This window comes from Sphingobacteriaceae bacterium GW460-11-11-14-LB5, assembly GCA_002151545.1.
In the GTDB taxonomy this organism is placed as follows: domain Bacteria; phylum Bacteroidota; class Bacteroidia; order Sphingobacteriales; family Sphingobacteriaceae; genus Pedobacter.
Map to the genome: position 1 here is coordinate 5,171,997 of CP021237.1, position 16,595 is coordinate 5,188,591.

Genomic DNA, 16,595 nt, shown 5'->3' on the forward strand with positions numbered 1-16,595 from the left:
AATATTTTTGTTTCAACTATTTAACCGGAATGCTAAATTCAACTTCCTCTGGTGGAAGGCATTGTTTATCGTTACAAACCATAAACTCTACTACGCCTTTAACAACAGTTGTACCTTTATTCAATTTTACTTTTTGCTGGAAAATAACGGCTTTTTCAAAATAACTCACGTTCATTTTAAAAGTGCTTTCATATTTTACAATGGCTTTTGGCTCAATCGTTTTACCAACCAGGCTAAAATCTTTTGAGGGTGTAAATGTAAAAGTAGTTTTTACCGGACCACCGTCTTTCACGTTCTGTGAATAGATGTGCCATCTATCTTCTATAGTTGCTTTTAAATAGATAACGGCTTCCGTTTTACTTACTTTTTTAGCAGAATAGGCCCAGGTAACAGGCTTTTCGATCTGAGCAAATGCACCTGCAATGGTAAAAAGCACCATCGAAAGTACTAATGTGATTTTTTTCATTATGTGTTTATTTTGTGTGTGTAAATTCAATTTCTTTAAAGTTAAAGGCTTTTAAACCGTGTTTCGTATCAACAGTTAACCTACCGCCATCTTCAACTCCTTTTATTGTACCTTCAAAAAACGCTCCATTTTGCATATACAACGCCGGGATATTAAAGTTATAAAGCTTTGAAAGGTAATCCTTTTGTAAAATACCATATTTCCCGGCCCTCAAAATTAAGTAGTATTTTTCCATAAATATGAATATTTTATCCATAATATCCATTAAAGGCACATCTCTTTGTAAAATTTGAATGACGGAAGTAGCTCGATGGCTAATATTATCCGAAAATTCGGATTGATTTATATTTAAACCAATGCCAATTACGGATGATTTAATAGAACTGCCTGTCAGTGTATTTTCGATTAATATTCCGCCTAATTTCTTATTCTGGTAATACATATCATTCGGCCATTTTACTTTTATCCCATCTGGTATAAAAAAAGATAAAGCATCACTAACAGCCAAACTAACGGCTATATTTAAATAAAACTGCTTATCAAGGGGCAAAAAAGAAGGTTTTAAATAAATGCTTGTGCTAATATTTTTCCCGGCCTGGGTTTGCCAAACGCTTTCCTGCTGTCCTCTTCCTGCAAACTGATTATCTGCCATAATTACAGTCCCTTCGGCTAATGGCTCGGATTTTGACACCAAATCTTTTAAAAAGTTATTAGTAGAATCAACTTCTTTTAATTTGATTAAATTTTGACCAACAAATAGTGTCGAAAAAGTGTTATTTTGCAAGTGTTGAATTTATAATATTGTAATTCCAAAATTAAAGCATTTTAATGGTAAAAAAGAAAATAGTAGCCCTTTCTACATACCTTTCTGAGTTAGCCGTTCACGGCATACAGGAGAAAAAAGGAGAAGATATTGTGCGGTTAGATCTTAGAAATATTCATACTTCAGTAGCTGATTACTTTATTATTGCGAGCGCCAACTCTGGTACGCAGGTAAAAGCTATTGCCGATAGTGTAGAAAAAGAAATATATAAAGCCACTCAGGCCGATCCCAGACATAAAGAAGGTTTCGAATCAGCAGATTGGATTATTCTTGATTATTTCGATGTGGTTGTGCACATTTTTAAAACCGAAAAGCGCCACTTTTATGGCATAGAAGAACTTTGGGGGGATGCTGAAAGCACAAATTATCAAAGCGCATAACCTATAGAACCATTTTGACAAAGACAAATGAACGACAATCAAAATACCAACGAAAAACAAGGGAAGAGGATTCCAAACATCCCCAAAAAACCACAAAAAGGATCAAAATTTAATATTTTCTGGGTTTATGCGGCCATTATCATCGCAATTATAGCGGCGCAGTTTTTATTTACTACTGATGGTGGTAAAGAGGTTACTTACCAAAAGTTTGAACAACAGATGTTACTTAAGGGTGACGTTCAAAAAGTTGTCGCTTATAAATCTGATGATTTAGTCCGGGTAGAGGTTTATATTAAAAAAGACAGCTTAAAAAAACCGGCGTACGATGCCTATAAAAGCACCAGCACTTTTAGTGTAAATAATACTGCAAGTCCGGTTGTATTTTTCAATGCCGGCACCATGGATGGCCTTGACAAACAACTTGCCGATTCGCAAAAAGATCTTCCAGCAAACCAACCAAGGGTATTGGCAGAAAAAACCAGTCGCAGCAATCCATTAGCCAGCTGGTTCTTAAGCATTATTTTACCAGTGTTGCTTTTAATCGGCTTCTGGATTTTTATGATGCGCAGAATGGGCGGTGGCGCCGGAGGTGGTGGTCAGATTTTCAGTATCGGAAAATCTAAAGCTACTTTATTCGACAAAGAAAGCCAGGTAAACATTACATTTAACGATGTTGCAGGCTTAGAAGAAGCAAAAACTGAGGTAATGGAAATTGTAGATTTCCTTAAAAATCCTAAAAAATATACTGACCTGGGTGGAAAAATTCCGAAAGGTGCTTTATTGGTTGGTTCGCCAGGTACCGGTAAAACCTTATTGGCTAAAGCGGTTGCAGGCGAGGCTCAGGTTCCTTTCTTCTCTTTATCAGGATCTGATTTTGTAGAGATGTTTGTAGGGGTAGGTGCATCACGTGTGCGCGACTTGTTTAAACAGGCAAAAGATAAATCACCTTGTATCATTTTCATCGATGAGATTGATGCGATTGGCCGTGCGCGTGGTAAAAACGGTGTAATGGGTGGAAATGATGAACGCGAAAACACTTTAAATCAACTTTTAGTTGAAATGGATGGTTTCGGCACCAATACACATGTTATTATCTTAGCCGCCACTAACCGTGCTGATGTTTTAGATAAAGCTTTATTAAGAGCGGGTAGGTTTGACAGACAGATTTATGTTGATTTACCGGATGTTATCGAACGTAAACAAATTTTCGAAGTTCACATCACGCCACTAAAAAAATCAGAAGAACTTGATACCGAGTTTTTAGCTAAACAAACGCCAGGATTCTCAGGAGCAGATATTGCAAATGTTTGTAATGAAGCGGCATTAATTGCTGCCCGTAAAAACAAATCGGCAGTTGACAAACAAGATTTCCTGGATGCTGTAGATCGGATTGTAGGTGGTTTAGAAAAGAAAAACAAAATCATCACACCGAGTGAAAAACGCGCTATTGCTATTCACGAGGCTGGTCACGCCACAGTAAGCTGGCTGTTAGAACATGCCGCGCCTTTAGTTAAGGTTACGATTGTTCCACGCGGACAGAGCTTAGGTGCTGCCTGGTACTTGCCGGAGGAACGCTTAATTGTTCGTCCTCATCAGATGCTTGATGAAATGTGTGCCACAATGGGTGGTAGAGCAGCAGAAAAAGTAATGTTCGATACCATTTCTACCGGCGCACTTAGCGATTTAGAAAAAGTAAATAAACAAGCCAGGGCAATGGTTACCATTTATGGTTTAAATGAGAAATTAGGAAACATTACTTATTACGATTCATCTGGTCAGAATGAGTATAACTTCTCTAAACCCTATTCAGAGGATACCGCTTTAACGATCGACAAAGAAATTTCGGCATTAATTGAAGGCCAATATCAAAGAGCAATTAATTTATTAGAAGAAAATAAAGATAAATTGATCCAGTTGGCAGATATCCTGATCGAAAAAGAAGTTTTATTTAAAGACGATTTAGAAGTGATTTTTGGTAAAAGATTATTCGAAAATCAGGGAGAAAGCGGAACTCCCGGACATATTACTCCGGTAGAAGCATAAATAAATAATTTCTATTATTACATTTGCTACCCTAGTTTAATTATTAGGGTAGCTTTTTTTTATAATGAAGGATAATACGACAGCGAAGGAACAAATACTAAAAAAGATAAGGAAAGCACTATTAGAGAAGCGCGAAAACCCTTATCCTAATTTAGAGGAAAGTCAATTGTATAAAAAAAATACAGATGAGCTGGAGGTACTATTTGCCGAGCAGCTTACTGCTATATCCGGTAACTTTATCTTTTGTGAGGACGGGATTGATTTTTTTGAAAACATGTTGCAGCTGGCCGATAAGTTTAAATGGCGCAAAATCTACTGCTGGGAACCAGAACTTCAGCAGTTTTTAAGCAAATACGAATTTCCTTTTTACCAAACCGATAAAGATTTTGAACAGGCTGAGGTGGGCATTACCCTTTGCGAAGCCTTAATTGCCCGCAATGGGAGTGTAATGGTAACCAACCAGGGTGCTGCAGGAAGACGACTCAGCATCTTCCCGCATCACCATATTGTGATTGCCAAAACAAGTCAGTTGGTTTTAGATCTTAAAGATGCTTTTCTGTTATTGAAGAATAAGTATGGTAATCAAATCCCATCCATGATCAGCAACATTACAGGCCCCAGCAGAACTGCGGATATCGAAAAAACATTGGTTTTAGGTGCGCACGGTCCTAAAGAGCTTTTTGTGTTCTTGATTGATGATTTTAGTTAATTACCATTCGTAATAAAGCTGTAGATCGGCCCAGGAGTGCCATCTTTCAAATTCTTTTACGGTACTAAACTCAGGCGAACGTCCAACAGCCATTACCGATGCCCTGATTGCCCGGTTTTTGCAGAATGGTATTTTGGTACCTACGCCTAAATTCCACTCCATCGTAAATTTATTAAGCTGCTTAAAGCTTAGTGTATATGGGCTATTCCTAAACTGCCCCATCAATAAGGCGTTGTAAAGCCAGCTGTTTCCCTTTAATCCACCCATAAGAAATAGTTCAAAAGGATTTTTTTGTGAAGAAACGATGCTGTAACCACTGCTGATCGGTAAGGTATTCATTCCCCAGTTTCTTTTATCCAAGAGTCCAACTCTGGTGTTTATTCCGGCGCTGCCACTAACATAATAACCCAGGCGTAGCTCGGTGTTGGCACTAAGCTGAAAATTGCCTTTATTATTACCTGAGCCGTCTGATTTCCCAACAATGAGCCAATCGTATTTCCCTGATACCAGCAACGTGGGTTCACCTCCATCCGATATCTGATCTTCCCAGCCGTAAGGAATGTCGGCTACCGTACCAAACCAATGATCTCTGTGAACAGTTGTTTGAAATGCCTTAGAAACATCTAATCCTATAGCACCAACATTTATTCCTATCGATAATAACTCATTCCCCGAATCTTGCTTTACACCAAAGCTTGTCCCAATAAAATTCAAACTTGCAAAAGGTCGGTCATTTTTACGTTTATATTCACTCTCGGGATCATGTAGATTACCAAGATAGAGCGGTGTAAATGTCGTATTTGCGAGCATAACTGTCGCATCCGCAAGCCTATAATTAGTTACCGATTTTCCTAGGATAGATTTGGCCAAAAACCGATGTGGCGCATATACCCATCCCTTTTCGCCCATTTTAGCGTACTGAAAAACCGGCAGGGCAGCCCCCATGGTATAATTTCTATCCTGGTTCAGGCCTGGCTTAACAAATTTTAAAAAATAGTCCTGATTGATCACAACACCAACGCGATGGATGGATTCTTCAGTTCCTTGAGCATTCGTGTTATTCACAAAAAAAACCATTGATAATAACGCAACGATAATCGTTTTCATAAGAGAGCTTAATTATTCTGTTTTAAAATGGTGCTATTACCACAATTGTTTGTAAAGTGCAGACAAGTAAATATACCAATCTGAAATTTATCATATTGGTACATTTATCCAGCAGACAATGAAATTGCTGAAGCAGAATTGTCTTTATCTACTTAGAGTCGATGGAACAGATTCTCTACATCAGCAATTTCACATATCTTAGAGGCTGCTGCTACCTATCCGCTTTTAGTACTTTTTTAACCACCATTTCTCTATTGGCATTCAGGCAATACACATCTTCATCATAGTTGGTGTACACGCGCGAAAGAAAAGGTTTAAGATCAGGCTCACCCGGCATTTTTCTACCACCAACATAAATCGATATGCTTACAAATCGGCCGGCATCTTTATCTAGTTTTATGCTTTTTTTGGTTTTAAGGTTGTAAATTTCAACATTTTCATATCCCGTATAATTATTTCCATAAGAGCGCCACTCAGGAAGGGTTGGGCTTTTGCAAACCACAAAATAATCGTCTGCCAGATGGAAAATGGTACTAATGGTTTTGTCGTTAAAATACCTTTTCCCTTTCAGGTCTACTATGTCGGCAACATTCTGTTCTCTTCCATTTGATATTGTATTGGTTTCCTTTAAAAGCACGATACCAATGTTCTTTGGAAAATTATCTTTGTTTTCGCGCCACACCGCATAGGTTTCCAAATAGTCGTTACTCTTTAATACCGTATCTTTATTCTCATTTAAAAAGAAATTTGTCCGACTGTTGTGCGTAAACATCCCCATTCCCCAACCAGCATATAGCTCTATATCTTTAGCTAGTTTAACAGGCCCCTTCTTTACAGGAGGTTCGGCTTTTTTGTTCTCCGTTGCAATGGTTTTGGGCATAGTAACATGCACTTCAGTTACCTTATTTCTAGCGGTAATTTCAGCCTGTTTCTTTTTAGAAGCAATTGCGTTTTCCGCTTTAAGCTTTTCATTTTTAATTTTATTAGCGTCTGAAGCGGCCTTATCATCCGCTATCTTCTTTTTACGGGCATCCTCTTTTTCTTTGTCACAAGCAGGGCACATCAGTTTTCCCTCCGCGTTATTCCAGCCTTTAGGCGCAAATCTGCAGTTATAACGGGCGTATTCACTTTTAGAAACATGCGATTGGGCGCTTGCCACCTGTACCATAAACAGGAGCAAGATAATAGTTAAGAAACTTTTCATTTTTAAGTCGTTTAATTTGATGTAAAAGTAATCGACAGCTAAAGTGATTTATATACCCTATACTCGGTATATTTAGTGCTTATTTTATATCCTATATTTATGAAATATTGACTGGTAGTTTAAAACACGCCACTAATTCTCTCAAAAAAATGAATAAAGTTTTCCTGCTATTCTTATTTTTCGTGCATCCGTTTTGCATGTGCTTTGCACAACAGGGCAACCCAATTTTAATCGATACGGCTAAAAAATTCAATATTAGCAAACATGGCTATTTTTATGAGGATAAAAATTTAAACCTCAGTATCGATTCTATTATAAAATATAAACAGGCCGGTAAACTCTTGCCATTAACACCAGGAAAAGTTTTTAGTAAAGGTTACACCCAATCTTATTACTGGGTTGCTTTTGATATCGAAAATACCTTAAATCAATCGGTGCACCTCATGTTTAAGGAGCAGAGCTCAAGCATTAACCAGCTCCAGCTATTTAAAGTAGATCAGCAGGGAAAGATTTATCCCTTAGGCTTAACAGGCGATCATTTTCCTTTTAAGCAACGCCCTTATCGCAACAGAAGTTTTATTTATCCAATGGTTCTTTTACCGCATGAAAAAGCCACTTTTTATTTGTGGGCCGATAAACGAGGACAGAACATGTACATGCCAATATCAATCGGACGCGATGTTGATATTATTCAGGCGGAAATTCCGCAGCACACGCTGTTTGGTTTCTACACGGGCATTTTTGTTTTTGCTGTGATTTTTAACCTGTTGTTGTTTGCTTCTGTTAGAGATAATATCCACCTGTATTATGCCATTTACATTTTTTGCACCCTAATTTTTATCCTGGAAGAGGAGGGACTGGCCTTTCAATGGTTCTATCCAAATTTACCAGGTCTCCAGGATTATATGCGCTTAATAATGGCATCACTAAGCTGTGGCCTGTTAATCCAGGTGATGCAGCTGTTTGTTAACCAAAACAGCACCAATAGCCGATTATACCGCTTTACCAACTATTATAAAAAGTTTTGCTGGGCCATGTCCATCATTCCGGTATTTATGCTGTTCAAATCATTTATTCTCTTAGAGAAAACGGTTTTTTACATTAACAATTTTCTTGCGCTCCTTACGGTAATCATTATTATTATCTGTGTAGTGGAAAGGATAAGGGCAGGTTATAAGTTGGGCTGGTATTATTTTATTGCAACTGTAATGTTATTATTTGGGGTTTTTAACTATGTTTTTAACACCTTAGGGCTTACCAACTTTAACCTATTAAAGCCAAATGGCTTAGTGGTGGGTTTAACCGCCGAAATCATTTTCCTTTCATTTGCTTTAACACAACGTTATAACTTTCTAAAAAAAGAAAAAGAAATCCTTTTGGAAGAAAAAAGCAAACATCAGGTAGACCTCGCAGATGGTATTTTTAATGCGCAGGAAGATGAACGCACGCGTTTGGCCCGCGATCTTCATGATGACCTCGGCGGCACACTTTCCATAATAAAACTGAATATCACCGCTTTTCAGCACAAAGTTTTAAAACTTACTGAAAATGACCGCGTATTTTATGACCAGACCATTGGCATGATTGAAAAGGCATGCGCCGATTTAAGGGAAATATCGCACAATTTAATGCCGAAAAACTTTGAGCAATATGGTCTGATTGAAACCTTGAATGAGCATTTCAGAACCCTGAACCACTCTGGTAAAATTGCATTCGAATTTGTTTTCCAGGTTGAACACCCTATTGAAAGCGGAATGGAAATTACCATATACCGGATTGTTAACGAACTGGTAAACAATATCATTAGGCATTCTTTTGCTTCAAAGGCAACCATACAGATTTTATCTTTCGACGAAAGAATTAGCATTATGGCCGAAGATAATGGCATTGGTTTTAATCCCGATAAAGACAAAAAGGGTTTAGGGATGCAAAATATCCTATCGAGGGTAAATTACCTTAACGGCAAAATCCATGTCGACAGTAATCAAAACGGTACCACAACAACTATTGATATTCCGCTAAAATAATGGACACGATTCAACAGAAACCCACCACGTTGATGATCGCTGATGATCATAAACTGTTTGCCGAAGGCTTATCGGCCATTCTCTCTGAACAGCCCAATTTTAAAATAATCGGGATGGCATCGAACGGAAAAGAGGTTTTACATCTCCTGAACAACCAGGTACCTGATATTTTAATTCTTGACCTGAACATGCCGGTTTTAGATGGCGAAATTGCTGCTGAAAAAATCAGACAATTATTCCCTGCTGTTAAAATAATGGTCTTATCGATGTATTACACTGAAAAGCTAGCGGTAAAGCTCGAAGGCATTGGGGTAATGGCCTTTATTCAAAAAGATACCAATGCCGAAACATTATTTAAAATTATAAGGGGTATACAGCAAGGAGAAAAATATTTCCAGAAAATAAAACCTGATGCTCAGGCATCATCGGCATTTAACGATGGCGATCATTTCCAAAAAAGCCACAATTTAACTGCAAGGGAAATGGAAATTCTGAAATTAATAAGCGAAGACTATTCGTCACAACAAATTGCCCAAAAATTATTTATAGCTTTAAACACGGTTGATACACACCGTAAAAATATGGTACAGAAGCTAAACGTAACCGGAAAAGCTGGATTATTAAAGTTTGCGCTTGAAAATAAGTTTCGTTAAAATTAAATTTATTTTCGATTACCGAATATAATTGATATTTTTATACTACATACCGTTTTAGTATGCGGTATTATAATTATGAGCAGAGCAATAAATACGGTAATTACCGGCACTGGAAGTTATATCCCACAGAATATTATTTCTGGTCGTGAATTCTTAAATTCTACGTTTTTTGAGAATGGTAACCGATTGGAGAAAGAGAATGCAGAGATCATTGACAAATTCTCTGAAATTACGGAAATCGTAGAAAGACGCTACGCCTGCCCCGAGCAGTTAAGCAATCATATCGGCGCAAAAGCTGCAGAAAAAGCCATTGAAAATGCAGGTATTGATAAAGAAACTTTAGACTATATTATATTCTGCCATAATTTTGGTGATATCCCTTTGGGTAGCAACCGCATTGATATTTTGCCGTCTTTAGCTTCAAAGGTGAAACAACAGTTAGGAATTGAGAATCCAGACTGCGTTGCCTACGACATCATTTTTGGTTGCCCGGGTTGGGTTCAGGGTGCAATACAGGCAGATTATTATATTAAAAGCGGCGATGCAAAACGTGTTATGGTGATTGGTGCAGAAACCTTAAGCCGTATTATCGATCCGCATGACCGTGATAGCATGATTTTTTCGGATGGTGCCGGAGCGGTAATTTTCGAAGCAGAAGAATCAGCAGAAAAAAGAGGAATATTAGCACATAAAACAGAAACACACGCCGTTAATCATGGTAATTTACTCACCATGGGTAAAGGATCTCATCCCGATGAGACCAGCGGAAACTTTTACCTGAAAATGAATGGGCGTAAGCTGTACGAATTTGCGGTAATCCAGGTACCCCAGGTAATTAAAAAAGCCATTGATAAAGCGGGTTTGAGTGTTGAAGATGTAAATATTGTATTCGTTCACCAGGCCAACGGCAAAATGGATACCGCTATCATGAAACGTTTGTTCAAACTTTATGGTAAAGATACGGTGCCTGAAAATTTGGTTCCAATGACGATTTCATGGTTAGGAAACAGTTCGGTTGCCACTGTGCCAACCTTATTAGACCTGGTATTAAAAGGCGAAGTTAAAGGCTATAAAGTTAAGGCTGGCGATGTAGCTGTTTTTGCTTCAGTAGGAGCAGGGATGCACATTAATGCTTTTATACACCGCTTCTAATTCGCTAACCGTTTTAATCCGGCCTTAGCCTGGCTTTCAATACTGCTTTCAAATTCATGATTTTTCATGGCAATGGCTGTATTGAAAGCCTCTTTCGCTTTTACGTTATTTTTCCTTCTCTCGTAAACCTTTCCCATCTGTACCGCTGCATTTGCAGCGAAATAATATTTTAGATTTTTACCTTCATTAATGGTTTGCTGGTAGGCTGCTAACGCCTGATCGTCCTTCCCTAAATCGTCATAAATCCTACCCAAACGGTAGTTCAGTTCCGTTTTATCCTTATCGTTGGTATAATCAGCCGCTTTTTTATCATCAAGTATCTGCAAGGCCCTGCTTAAATAGCCACCATCAAACAACAGCCGGGCTTTTAACAGGTCAATGGTTGGCGTTCCTGCGGTAGCTTCCGCTTTTGCCTGCTTGTCCTTTTCCATGTAAGTATATCCGTTTTTAACTGCCTTGGCTGCAAATGCCGCATAAGCCGCCTTATCTCCTTTCAGAAGCGAGATCCAGCCCAAATGAAGATAAGCGTCCTTCACAAAATTAACGCCCCTGGTGGCCTGCAAAAATCGGTTAAAATAGGTTGCCGAGTTAAGGTCGAGTTTATTCAGGTGCGCTATTCCTTCCAGATAATCTAAGTAGGGAAAAGGCTGATAGACGCCGCCTTCAGGCCGTTTGGCTAAAATAGCAATGGCTTCTTCGCTATGCCCGTTTTTAATGCACACATAACTCTGCAAATAACTTTTCAGTAAACTGGTATCGGCAATTCGATCGGTATATTTTATGGTTTTGGCATAGGCCTGCGGGCTATGTGCCACATCGGTTAATACATAGGCATAATAAAACACCACTTCCTCGTAAAAAGGTTCGTAGGAAGATTTAGGTAGGTTATCAGCCAGCTTTTCGAACATATTTAATCCGTTCTGAAGGTTTCCCTTAATTCCAAAAGTAGATAAAGCTGTTTTTAAAGCGCCATCCGGAAGATTTCCCAGAACCGCATTAATCAGCCCCAGCCCCTTTAAGTTCAGGTGAAAGTTCGGAAACTTTTTATTGTTCTCCTGCAAAAGACTGTTTGCTTTCTTAACTTCCATAGCTGCGTTGAAATATTCACCAAAACGCCCACGGATGAGCGCCCATTGTAAATTAATTTCTGCCTGCGCATACAGGTAATAGGGCGAACTTTTATCATCATCACTTATCTGATCTAAGCGTGTAGACTTGTTGCCTTTCAGGCGGTCAAAATCAGCTTTGCTCTCAGAAGTTAAAACCGTAAAATAATCTACATAGTTTTCTAAAAGCGGAATAATGGAATTATTGGGGTGTTGTTTTTTCTCTGTGGAGATATAAGCTCTCGCATTGCCTAATTTAAGTTCGAATATACTTTTATACGCATTTAGGCAATTGTTGTTAAAGTCGAAATTTGCAAATAAAGATGTCGGTAACAGGAGAAGAGCAGAAAACGCAAAAACAGGGAAGATTTTAGTCATTCGGGATTATATTTCAGTTTGATCCTGCGCTATAGCAACAGTAATTCACATTTAAACAAATATCTACATTAAACGCTAAAATCGTACTCTTGTTTTGCGTAAACAAAAATAGGCCAAAACAAAAACGTCCCGATTAAATCGGGACGTTTTAAAAATTTTAAGCTATTGATTAGGCTTCTGCTACTTCGTGAGTTAAAGCTTCATCAACCAAAATACGACCACAGTGCTCGCAAACGATAATTTTTTTACGCTGACGAATATCTAACTGACGTTGAGGTGGAATCTGGTTAAAACAACCTGAGCAAGAATCGCGATCGATTGTTACGACTGCTAAACCATTTACCGCATTTTTGCGTAAACGTTTGTAGGCAACCAATAAACGTTCTTCGATCTGAGGCTCCGCTTTATCTGCTTTCTTTTGTAAATCTTGCTCTTCTTTTTCAGTTTCAGCAGTAATTACATCAAGTTCACCTTTTTTAATGTCTAAATCTTTCTTTCTGCCATCTAACTCTGCTTTAGCTGCTTCGTAGATTTCAGTTTTAGAAGTGATTTCGAAACCATGTTCTTTAATTTTCTTTTCAGAAACTTGGATATCTAAACCTTGAATCTCAATTTCTTTCGTTAAAGCATCGTATTCACGGTTGTTTTTAACTTCTTTTAATTGAGTATCGTATCTTTTGATGGCTGCTTGCGCATCTTTAATTGTATTTTTACGGGTTACGATTGAATCCTCAAGATCATCAAGTTCGCCTTTGATTTTTGCAATTCTAGTTTCTAATCCTAAAACGTCATCCTCAAGATCGGCTACTTCCATTGGTAATTCACCACGTACCTGGCGGATCTTATCAATTTTGGTGTGGATATTTTGTAATTCGTATAAAGCTTTTAGCTTTTGTTCTACGGTTTGTTCCATTAAAACAAGTAATTTATGGGGTTTGTATTTTGCTCCGTTAAACGGATTGCAAAGTTAGTAAATTTTTTCTGAATAATTTCAAGCAATAAATTTGAGGTAAATTGTTCAGTTTCAAAGTGTCCGATGTCGGCAATGATCAGTTTTTCCTCTGCATCAAAAAACTCGTGATATTTAAAATCGGCAGTGATAAAAGCATCCGCCCCCGCAGCAATGGCCTCTTTTAAAAGGAAGCTTCCTGAGCCACCACAAACGGCCACTTTTTTGATTCTTTTACCAATTACCTCGGTATGCCTAACCACTTTGGCCTGCATCCTGTCTTTTACCAGGTGTAAAAAATCATAGGCATCCATATCATACTCCAGCCAGCCCACCATACCCGAGCCCACCAGCTGGTGTTTATTTTCGAGTTTGTAAATATCGTAAGCGACTTCTTCATAAGGATGGTTTTCGAACAGTGCAACCAGAATTTTGCGTTCGGCTTGTGTAGGGTAAACCATTTCAATCCGCACTTCTGCCTCGCGATGACGAATTCCTCTTTCACCCACAAAAGGGTCTGAATCTTCGTTACCCTTAAATGTACCAAAACCATCGGCATTGAAACTGCATTCGCTATAGTTGCCAATATTGCCTGCACCCGCATAAAACAATGCAGACCGCAATTGCTCTGCCTGGGCCTGCGGACAATAGGTAACCAGTTTTTTCAAAAGACCTGTTTTAGGTGAAAGTACTTTGGTACCTGTTAAGCCTAAACGCTCACAAATCCTCGCATTTACGCCGGTATGGATACTATCAAGATTGGTATGGATGGCATAAAGCGCAATATTATTTCTAATGGCTTTAAGCACTACCCGTTCCACATAATTTTTACCGTTGAGCTTTTTTAAACCTTTAAAAACAATTGGATGGTGTGTAATAATCAGGTTGCAGCCTGTCGAAATCGCCTCGTCTACAATCTTTTCTACACAATCTAAAGCGACCAAAGCACCGCGGATTTCCATATTCGGATCGCCAACAATTAAACCAGAGTTGTCATAATCTTCCTGATAATTAAGTGGTGCGATGCTTTCTAAATAGTTCGTTATTTCGGCTAATTTCATTTGATAAATATATAGATAATGTATTTTTCCTATTTATTGTTAGACTTTGTTTTCTATATAATTCAAGAGCCATTTGTTGTATTATGAATTCTCCTTTAATTATTTAGCGTAAGTTTTCTAATTTTTTTTGGTCCGGCACCAAATAACAACCCACCATTTTGTATGAAAATAATATCACCATTAGCTTTTGCAGCTAGAGAACCAAGTCCTCCCAAACCAGAAATTCTGGCATTATAATAGTCTGGACCATGGCCAGTCTGCTTTCCATACCCAGCAATAGTACTAATTTTATTATCGCTTGATGATAGCTTTCTGATGACAGCATTTCCAATGTCAGAAATAAACACGTTCCCTAAATCATCAACAGCGACTCCACTGGGATAATTTAATTGCGCATTTGTACCTATATCCCCATCTCCAGAATAACCTTGTTTTCCATCCCCAGCTATTACTCTGATTTTTCCATCCAAGTTGTATTTCCATATGCAGTTATTAATTCCATCGCATATGTAGAGATTAGCATCCTTATCCACGGATAGTTTTGTTGGGGCAAGCCAGATATCTAAAGCCGAAATAGGTGAGGGATTAAATTTTTGTCCTGTGTAATCCTTAGCCCCAATTATTGTTTTAATCATCCCTGTCTTTTTTTCGATCATCCTCACCCTTGCTTCGTCTACTACATAAATATTTCCTTCATGATCAACAGCTATTTCCTTTGGATTGCCCAGAGATGACTCTTTATATGGAACATTGTCTATAACTGGCTTCCCAGGGCTCATTAAAGTTGTAACGGCTTTTGATAATTTATCGACTTTTTTTAAATAGCTTCCGGCACAGTATAAAAGATCTCCGGAAGGGTCTATTGCTAAACCCAAAGGATTTAAAATATCGTCAACCCACCTAGAACTATTAGAAGTGTTTTTTAAAACTTTCAAAATCCCAAATGTTTGTGTTATATAAATATTCCCCTCTGAATCTGATGTTAAAGAATTAGGGGAATACTCCATACTTGGAATAATTGTTGAGATTAAGTATGGAGTACTAGGCGTAGCCACTCGAAAATACCTGGATATTTTTTTATCCACTTCAAAGACAAGAGAATCACGAGTTAATTTCTTAAGCGGAAACAAACCACCGAGCGATTGTAAAGTCGAGTCATTGGAAAAACGCCAATTAATTAATGCATCTCCCGCAGTCCCATTCCAAAGCGCCAAACCTGAATGATTTGCATCAAAATATATAGCTTTTGATGTATTAGGATTTTTAACCCCTATCCAATAGCCAGATAAAATATTTGTATCAATTTTAATGATGGGCTTTGTTTTATCATCTGGATCAATTGTATTGGGAATTTGCTTCTTACATGATACAAATGCGAGCGTTAGCAAAATCAATAGACTATTTTTTTTTAACATAGAGCGTTCTTTATCATGTAAATATTAAAATATTTAAAGAGAAAACAAAAAAGCTTAATGATATATAGTATTTGGATATTTGCTCAAAAAAGTTGTTAGGATTAACAAGTCCGTCCCGATCTAAAATCGGGACGGACTTGTCGTGTATGGTGGGACGAACATTAAAAATTATGCTGTCTTGGCTTTCCAAAAAATATTAACCGTAAAAAAATGATAGGCTTACTGAAAACCGCCCATTCTTACCATCTGTAAGCTTTCGAAAACCATTTTCTGGTTGTGTTCAAAAGCCAGGGTTTTGTGGTTTACCACATCGATAATCGATCCGATAAAACATAAACCTGCGGTTACCAGGTATAAAATACCCATCCCAATCTGCCCGATGATAAACCTTTGCAATCCTGGAACAGCAAATAAACCGATTAAACAGAATATAAGCATATCTGATGGATTTTTCCTTTTGCTGCTGTAAACCATTAGGAAGTTACGCAACTGCTGCTCGGTTAATCCAGTGGTGGCCTGCTGTAAGTATGAAAATTCTTCTGGCGTTATGCCTGGTAACGACATTAGCGGTGATTGATATATATCCATGGTTTCTATGTATTTGTGGTTGAAATTTTAAACTTATTTTTATTTTTTATCAATGTGTAAATTCTATAAACGATAATCAAAAGTGCCGGAAACCCAAACCAATGTTCGGAAAAGCTTTCGGTAAACTCGCCATGTAAAATATGGCTGATTGACCTGCCTATACCACATCCCGGACACCAGTCTTTAAAACCTAAATTGGCCAAAGGACAAAGTGTAAAGTGATGCTCGTGGCTATTCGCTGTTGCCAGTAATACTAAAGCCGCTACCCAGAAAAAAAGTTCTAGTGGAAAGCTTTTGATGTACTTCATTGTTTCACTTTTTATATAGTTTAGAGGCTATAGTGCACCCTTTGTTACATCAATTTGCCCCTAATCGACGAAAGGGGGATATATTTCGACAAAACGAGTAATGGAATCTAAGAATAAGATCTTATTTCTTTTCCTTTTTTGATTTTCACCTGCAACCCGGCCAAAAATAGTTAAAAAAACCTTTACACAAATTGCGGGTTAATATTAAAAGATAAGCTTATTT

Annotated in this window: 16 protein-coding genes; 6 read left to right on the forward strand and 10 right to left on the reverse strand. The window is 37.9% G+C overall.

The window, feature by feature from the left end; translation table 11 throughout:
- Positions 1 to 16: 16 nt before the first annotated feature.
- Positions 17 to 466, reverse strand: a complete 450-nt coding sequence (locus CA265_20990; GenBank protein ARS41995.1) for a sugar transporter — start codon at positions 464 to 466, stop codon at positions 17 to 19.
- 7 nt (positions 467 to 473) lie between these two features.
- Positions 474 to 1,250: a biotin--[acetyl-CoA-carboxylase] ligase gene (locus CA265_20995; GenBank protein ID ARS41996.1), complete on the reverse strand. Its 777-nt coding sequence runs from the start codon at positions 1,248 to 1,250 to the stop codon at positions 474 to 476.
- A 44-nt stretch (positions 1,251 to 1,294) separates the two neighbouring features.
- Here CA265_20995 and CA265_21000 point away from each other — a divergent pair, with 44 nt between their 5' ends.
- The 3 genes from CA265_21000 (at position 1,295) to CA265_21010 (ending at position 4,421) form a co-directional block, all read left to right on the forward strand.
- Positions 1,295 to 1,669, forward strand: a complete 375-nt coding sequence (locus CA265_21000; protein ID ARS41997.1) for a ribosome silencing factor — start codon at positions 1,295 to 1,297, stop codon at positions 1,667 to 1,669.
- A gap of 27 nt (positions 1,670 to 1,696) precedes the next feature.
- Complete coding sequence (locus tag CA265_21005) at positions 1,697 to 3,712, forward strand: peptidase M41 (GenBank protein ARS41998.1); 2,016 nt, start codon at positions 1,697 to 1,699, stop codon at positions 3,710 to 3,712.
- A 64-nt stretch (positions 3,713 to 3,776) separates the two neighbouring features.
- Positions 3,777 to 4,421 (forward strand): hypothetical protein, encoded by a 645-nt coding sequence (locus CA265_21010; GenBank protein ARS41999.1) that lies wholly within the window; start codon positions 3,777 to 3,779, stop codon positions 4,419 to 4,421.
- Here CA265_21010 and CA265_21015 read toward each other — a convergent pair whose 3' ends face one another.
- Together CA265_21015 and CA265_21020 are read right to left on the reverse strand one after the other, a co-directional pair.
- On the reverse strand, positions 4,422 to 5,528 hold the full coding sequence (locus CA265_21015; GenBank protein ARS42000.1) for a hypothetical protein: 1,107 nt from the start codon (positions 5,526 to 5,528) through the stop codon (positions 4,422 to 4,424).
- 211 nt (positions 5,529 to 5,739) lie between these two features.
- Positions 5,740 to 6,732: a hypothetical protein gene (locus CA265_21020; GenBank protein ID ARS42001.1), complete on the reverse strand. Its 993-nt coding sequence runs from the start codon at positions 6,730 to 6,732 to the stop codon at positions 5,740 to 5,742.
- 197 nt (positions 6,733 to 6,929) lie between these two features.
- Between CA265_21020 and CA265_21025 the strand changes: the two genes are divergently transcribed.
- From CA265_21025 to CA265_21035, 3 genes are all read left to right on the forward strand, one after another.
- Entirely contained in the window at positions 6,930 to 8,759 is a 1,830-nt protein-coding gene (locus CA265_21025) for a histidine kinase (protein ARS42002.1), read from the forward strand.
- Positions 8,759 to 9,412 (forward strand): hypothetical protein, encoded by a 654-nt coding sequence (locus CA265_21030; protein ARS42003.1) that lies wholly within the window; start codon positions 8,759 to 8,761, stop codon positions 9,410 to 9,412. Before CA265_21025 ends, CA265_21030 begins: the two co-directional genes overlap by 1 nt.
- A 78-nt stretch (positions 9,413 to 9,490) precedes the next feature.
- Complete coding sequence (locus tag CA265_21035) at positions 9,491 to 10,567, forward strand: 3-oxoacyl-ACP synthase (GenBank protein ID ARS42004.1); 1,077 nt, start codon at positions 9,491 to 9,493, stop codon at positions 10,565 to 10,567.
- On the opposite strand, the gene CA265_21040 is transcribed toward CA265_21035, so the two are convergent.
- The 6 genes from CA265_21040 to CA265_21065 form a co-directional block, all read right to left on the reverse strand.
- Entirely contained in the window at positions 10,564 to 12,051 is a 1,488-nt protein-coding gene (locus tag CA265_21040) for a hypothetical protein (GenBank protein ARS42005.1), read from the reverse strand. The two genes, CA265_21035 and CA265_21040, sit on opposite strands and share 4 nt — an antisense overlap.
- A 169-nt stretch (positions 12,052 to 12,220) precedes the next feature.
- Positions 12,221 to 12,964 (reverse strand): hypothetical protein, encoded by a 744-nt coding sequence (locus CA265_21045; GenBank protein ARS42006.1) that lies wholly within the window; start codon positions 12,962 to 12,964, stop codon positions 12,221 to 12,223.
- On the reverse strand, positions 12,964 to 14,061 hold the full coding sequence (locus CA265_21050; GenBank protein ID ARS42007.1) for a Nif3-like dinuclear metal center hexameric protein: 1,098 nt from the start codon (positions 14,059 to 14,061) through the stop codon (positions 12,964 to 12,966). The genes CA265_21045 and CA265_21050 overlap by 1 nt, the downstream gene beginning before the upstream one ends.
- A gap of 95 nt (positions 14,062 to 14,156) precedes the next feature.
- Positions 14,157 to 15,476 carry a hypothetical protein gene (locus CA265_21055; protein ARS42008.1) on the reverse strand — a complete coding sequence of 440 codons (1,320 nt, stop codon included), beginning with the start codon at positions 15,474 to 15,476 and terminating at the stop codon, positions 14,157 to 14,159.
- 219 nt (positions 15,477 to 15,695) lie between these two features.
- Entirely contained in the window at positions 15,696 to 16,064 is a 369-nt protein-coding gene (locus CA265_21060; GenBank protein ARS42009.1) for a hypothetical protein, read from the reverse strand.
- Between the two features lie 5 nt (positions 16,065 to 16,069).
- Positions 16,070 to 16,372: a hypothetical protein gene (locus tag CA265_21065; protein ID ARS42010.1), complete on the reverse strand. Its 303-nt coding sequence runs from the start codon at positions 16,370 to 16,372 to the stop codon at positions 16,070 to 16,072.
- Between the last annotated feature and the right edge of the window lie 223 nt (positions 16,373 to 16,595).

Coding starts and splice junctions, on each gene's coding strand:
- CA265_20990 (ARS41995.1), bottom strand. CDS start 466: ATGAAAAAAATCACATTAGTACTTTCGATGGTGCTTTTTACCATTGCA.
- CA265_21000 (ARS41997.1), top strand. CDS start 1,295: ATGGTAAAAAAGAAAATAGTAGCCCTTTCTACATACCTTTCTGAGTTA.
- CA265_21005 (ARS41998.1), top strand. CDS start 1,697: ATGAACGACAATCAAAATACCAACGAAAAACAAGGGAAGAGGATTCCA.
- CA265_21010 (ARS41999.1), top strand. CDS start 3,777: ATGAAGGATAATACGACAGCGAAGGAACAAATACTAAAAAAGATAAGG.
- CA265_21015 (ARS42000.1), bottom strand. CDS start 5,528: ATGAAAACGATTATCGTTGCGTTATTATCAATGGTTTTTTTTGTGAAT.
- CA265_21020 (ARS42001.1), bottom strand. CDS start 6,732: ATGAAAAGTTTCTTAACTATTATCTTGCTCCTGTTTATGGTACAGGTG.
- CA265_21025 (ARS42002.1), top strand. CDS start 6,930: ATGTGCTTTGCACAACAGGGCAACCCAATTTTAATCGATACGGCTAAA.
- CA265_21030 (ARS42003.1), top strand. CDS start 8,759: ATGGACACGATTCAACAGAAACCCACCACGTTGATGATCGCTGATGAT.
- CA265_21035 (ARS42004.1), top strand. CDS start 9,491: ATGAGCAGAGCAATAAATACGGTAATTACCGGCACTGGAAGTTATATC.
- CA265_21040 (ARS42005.1), bottom strand. CDS start 12,051: ATGACTAAAATCTTCCCTGTTTTTGCGTTTTCTGCTCTTCTCCTGTTA.
- CA265_21045 (ARS42006.1), bottom strand. CDS start 12,964: ATGGAACAAACCGTAGAACAAAAGCTAAAAGCTTTATACGAATTACAA.
- CA265_21050 (ARS42007.1), bottom strand. CDS start 14,061: ATGAAATTAGCCGAAATAACGAACTATTTAGAAAGCATCGCACCACTT.
- CA265_21055 (ARS42008.1), bottom strand. CDS start 15,476: ATGTTAAAAAAAAATAGTCTATTGATTTTGCTAACGCTCGCATTTGTA.
- CA265_21060 (ARS42009.1), bottom strand. CDS start 16,064: ATGGATATATATCAATCACCGCTAATGTCGTTACCAGGCATAACGCCA.
- CA265_21065 (ARS42010.1), bottom strand. CDS start 16,372: ATGAAGTACATCAAAAGCTTTCCACTAGAACTTTTTTTCTGGGTAGCG.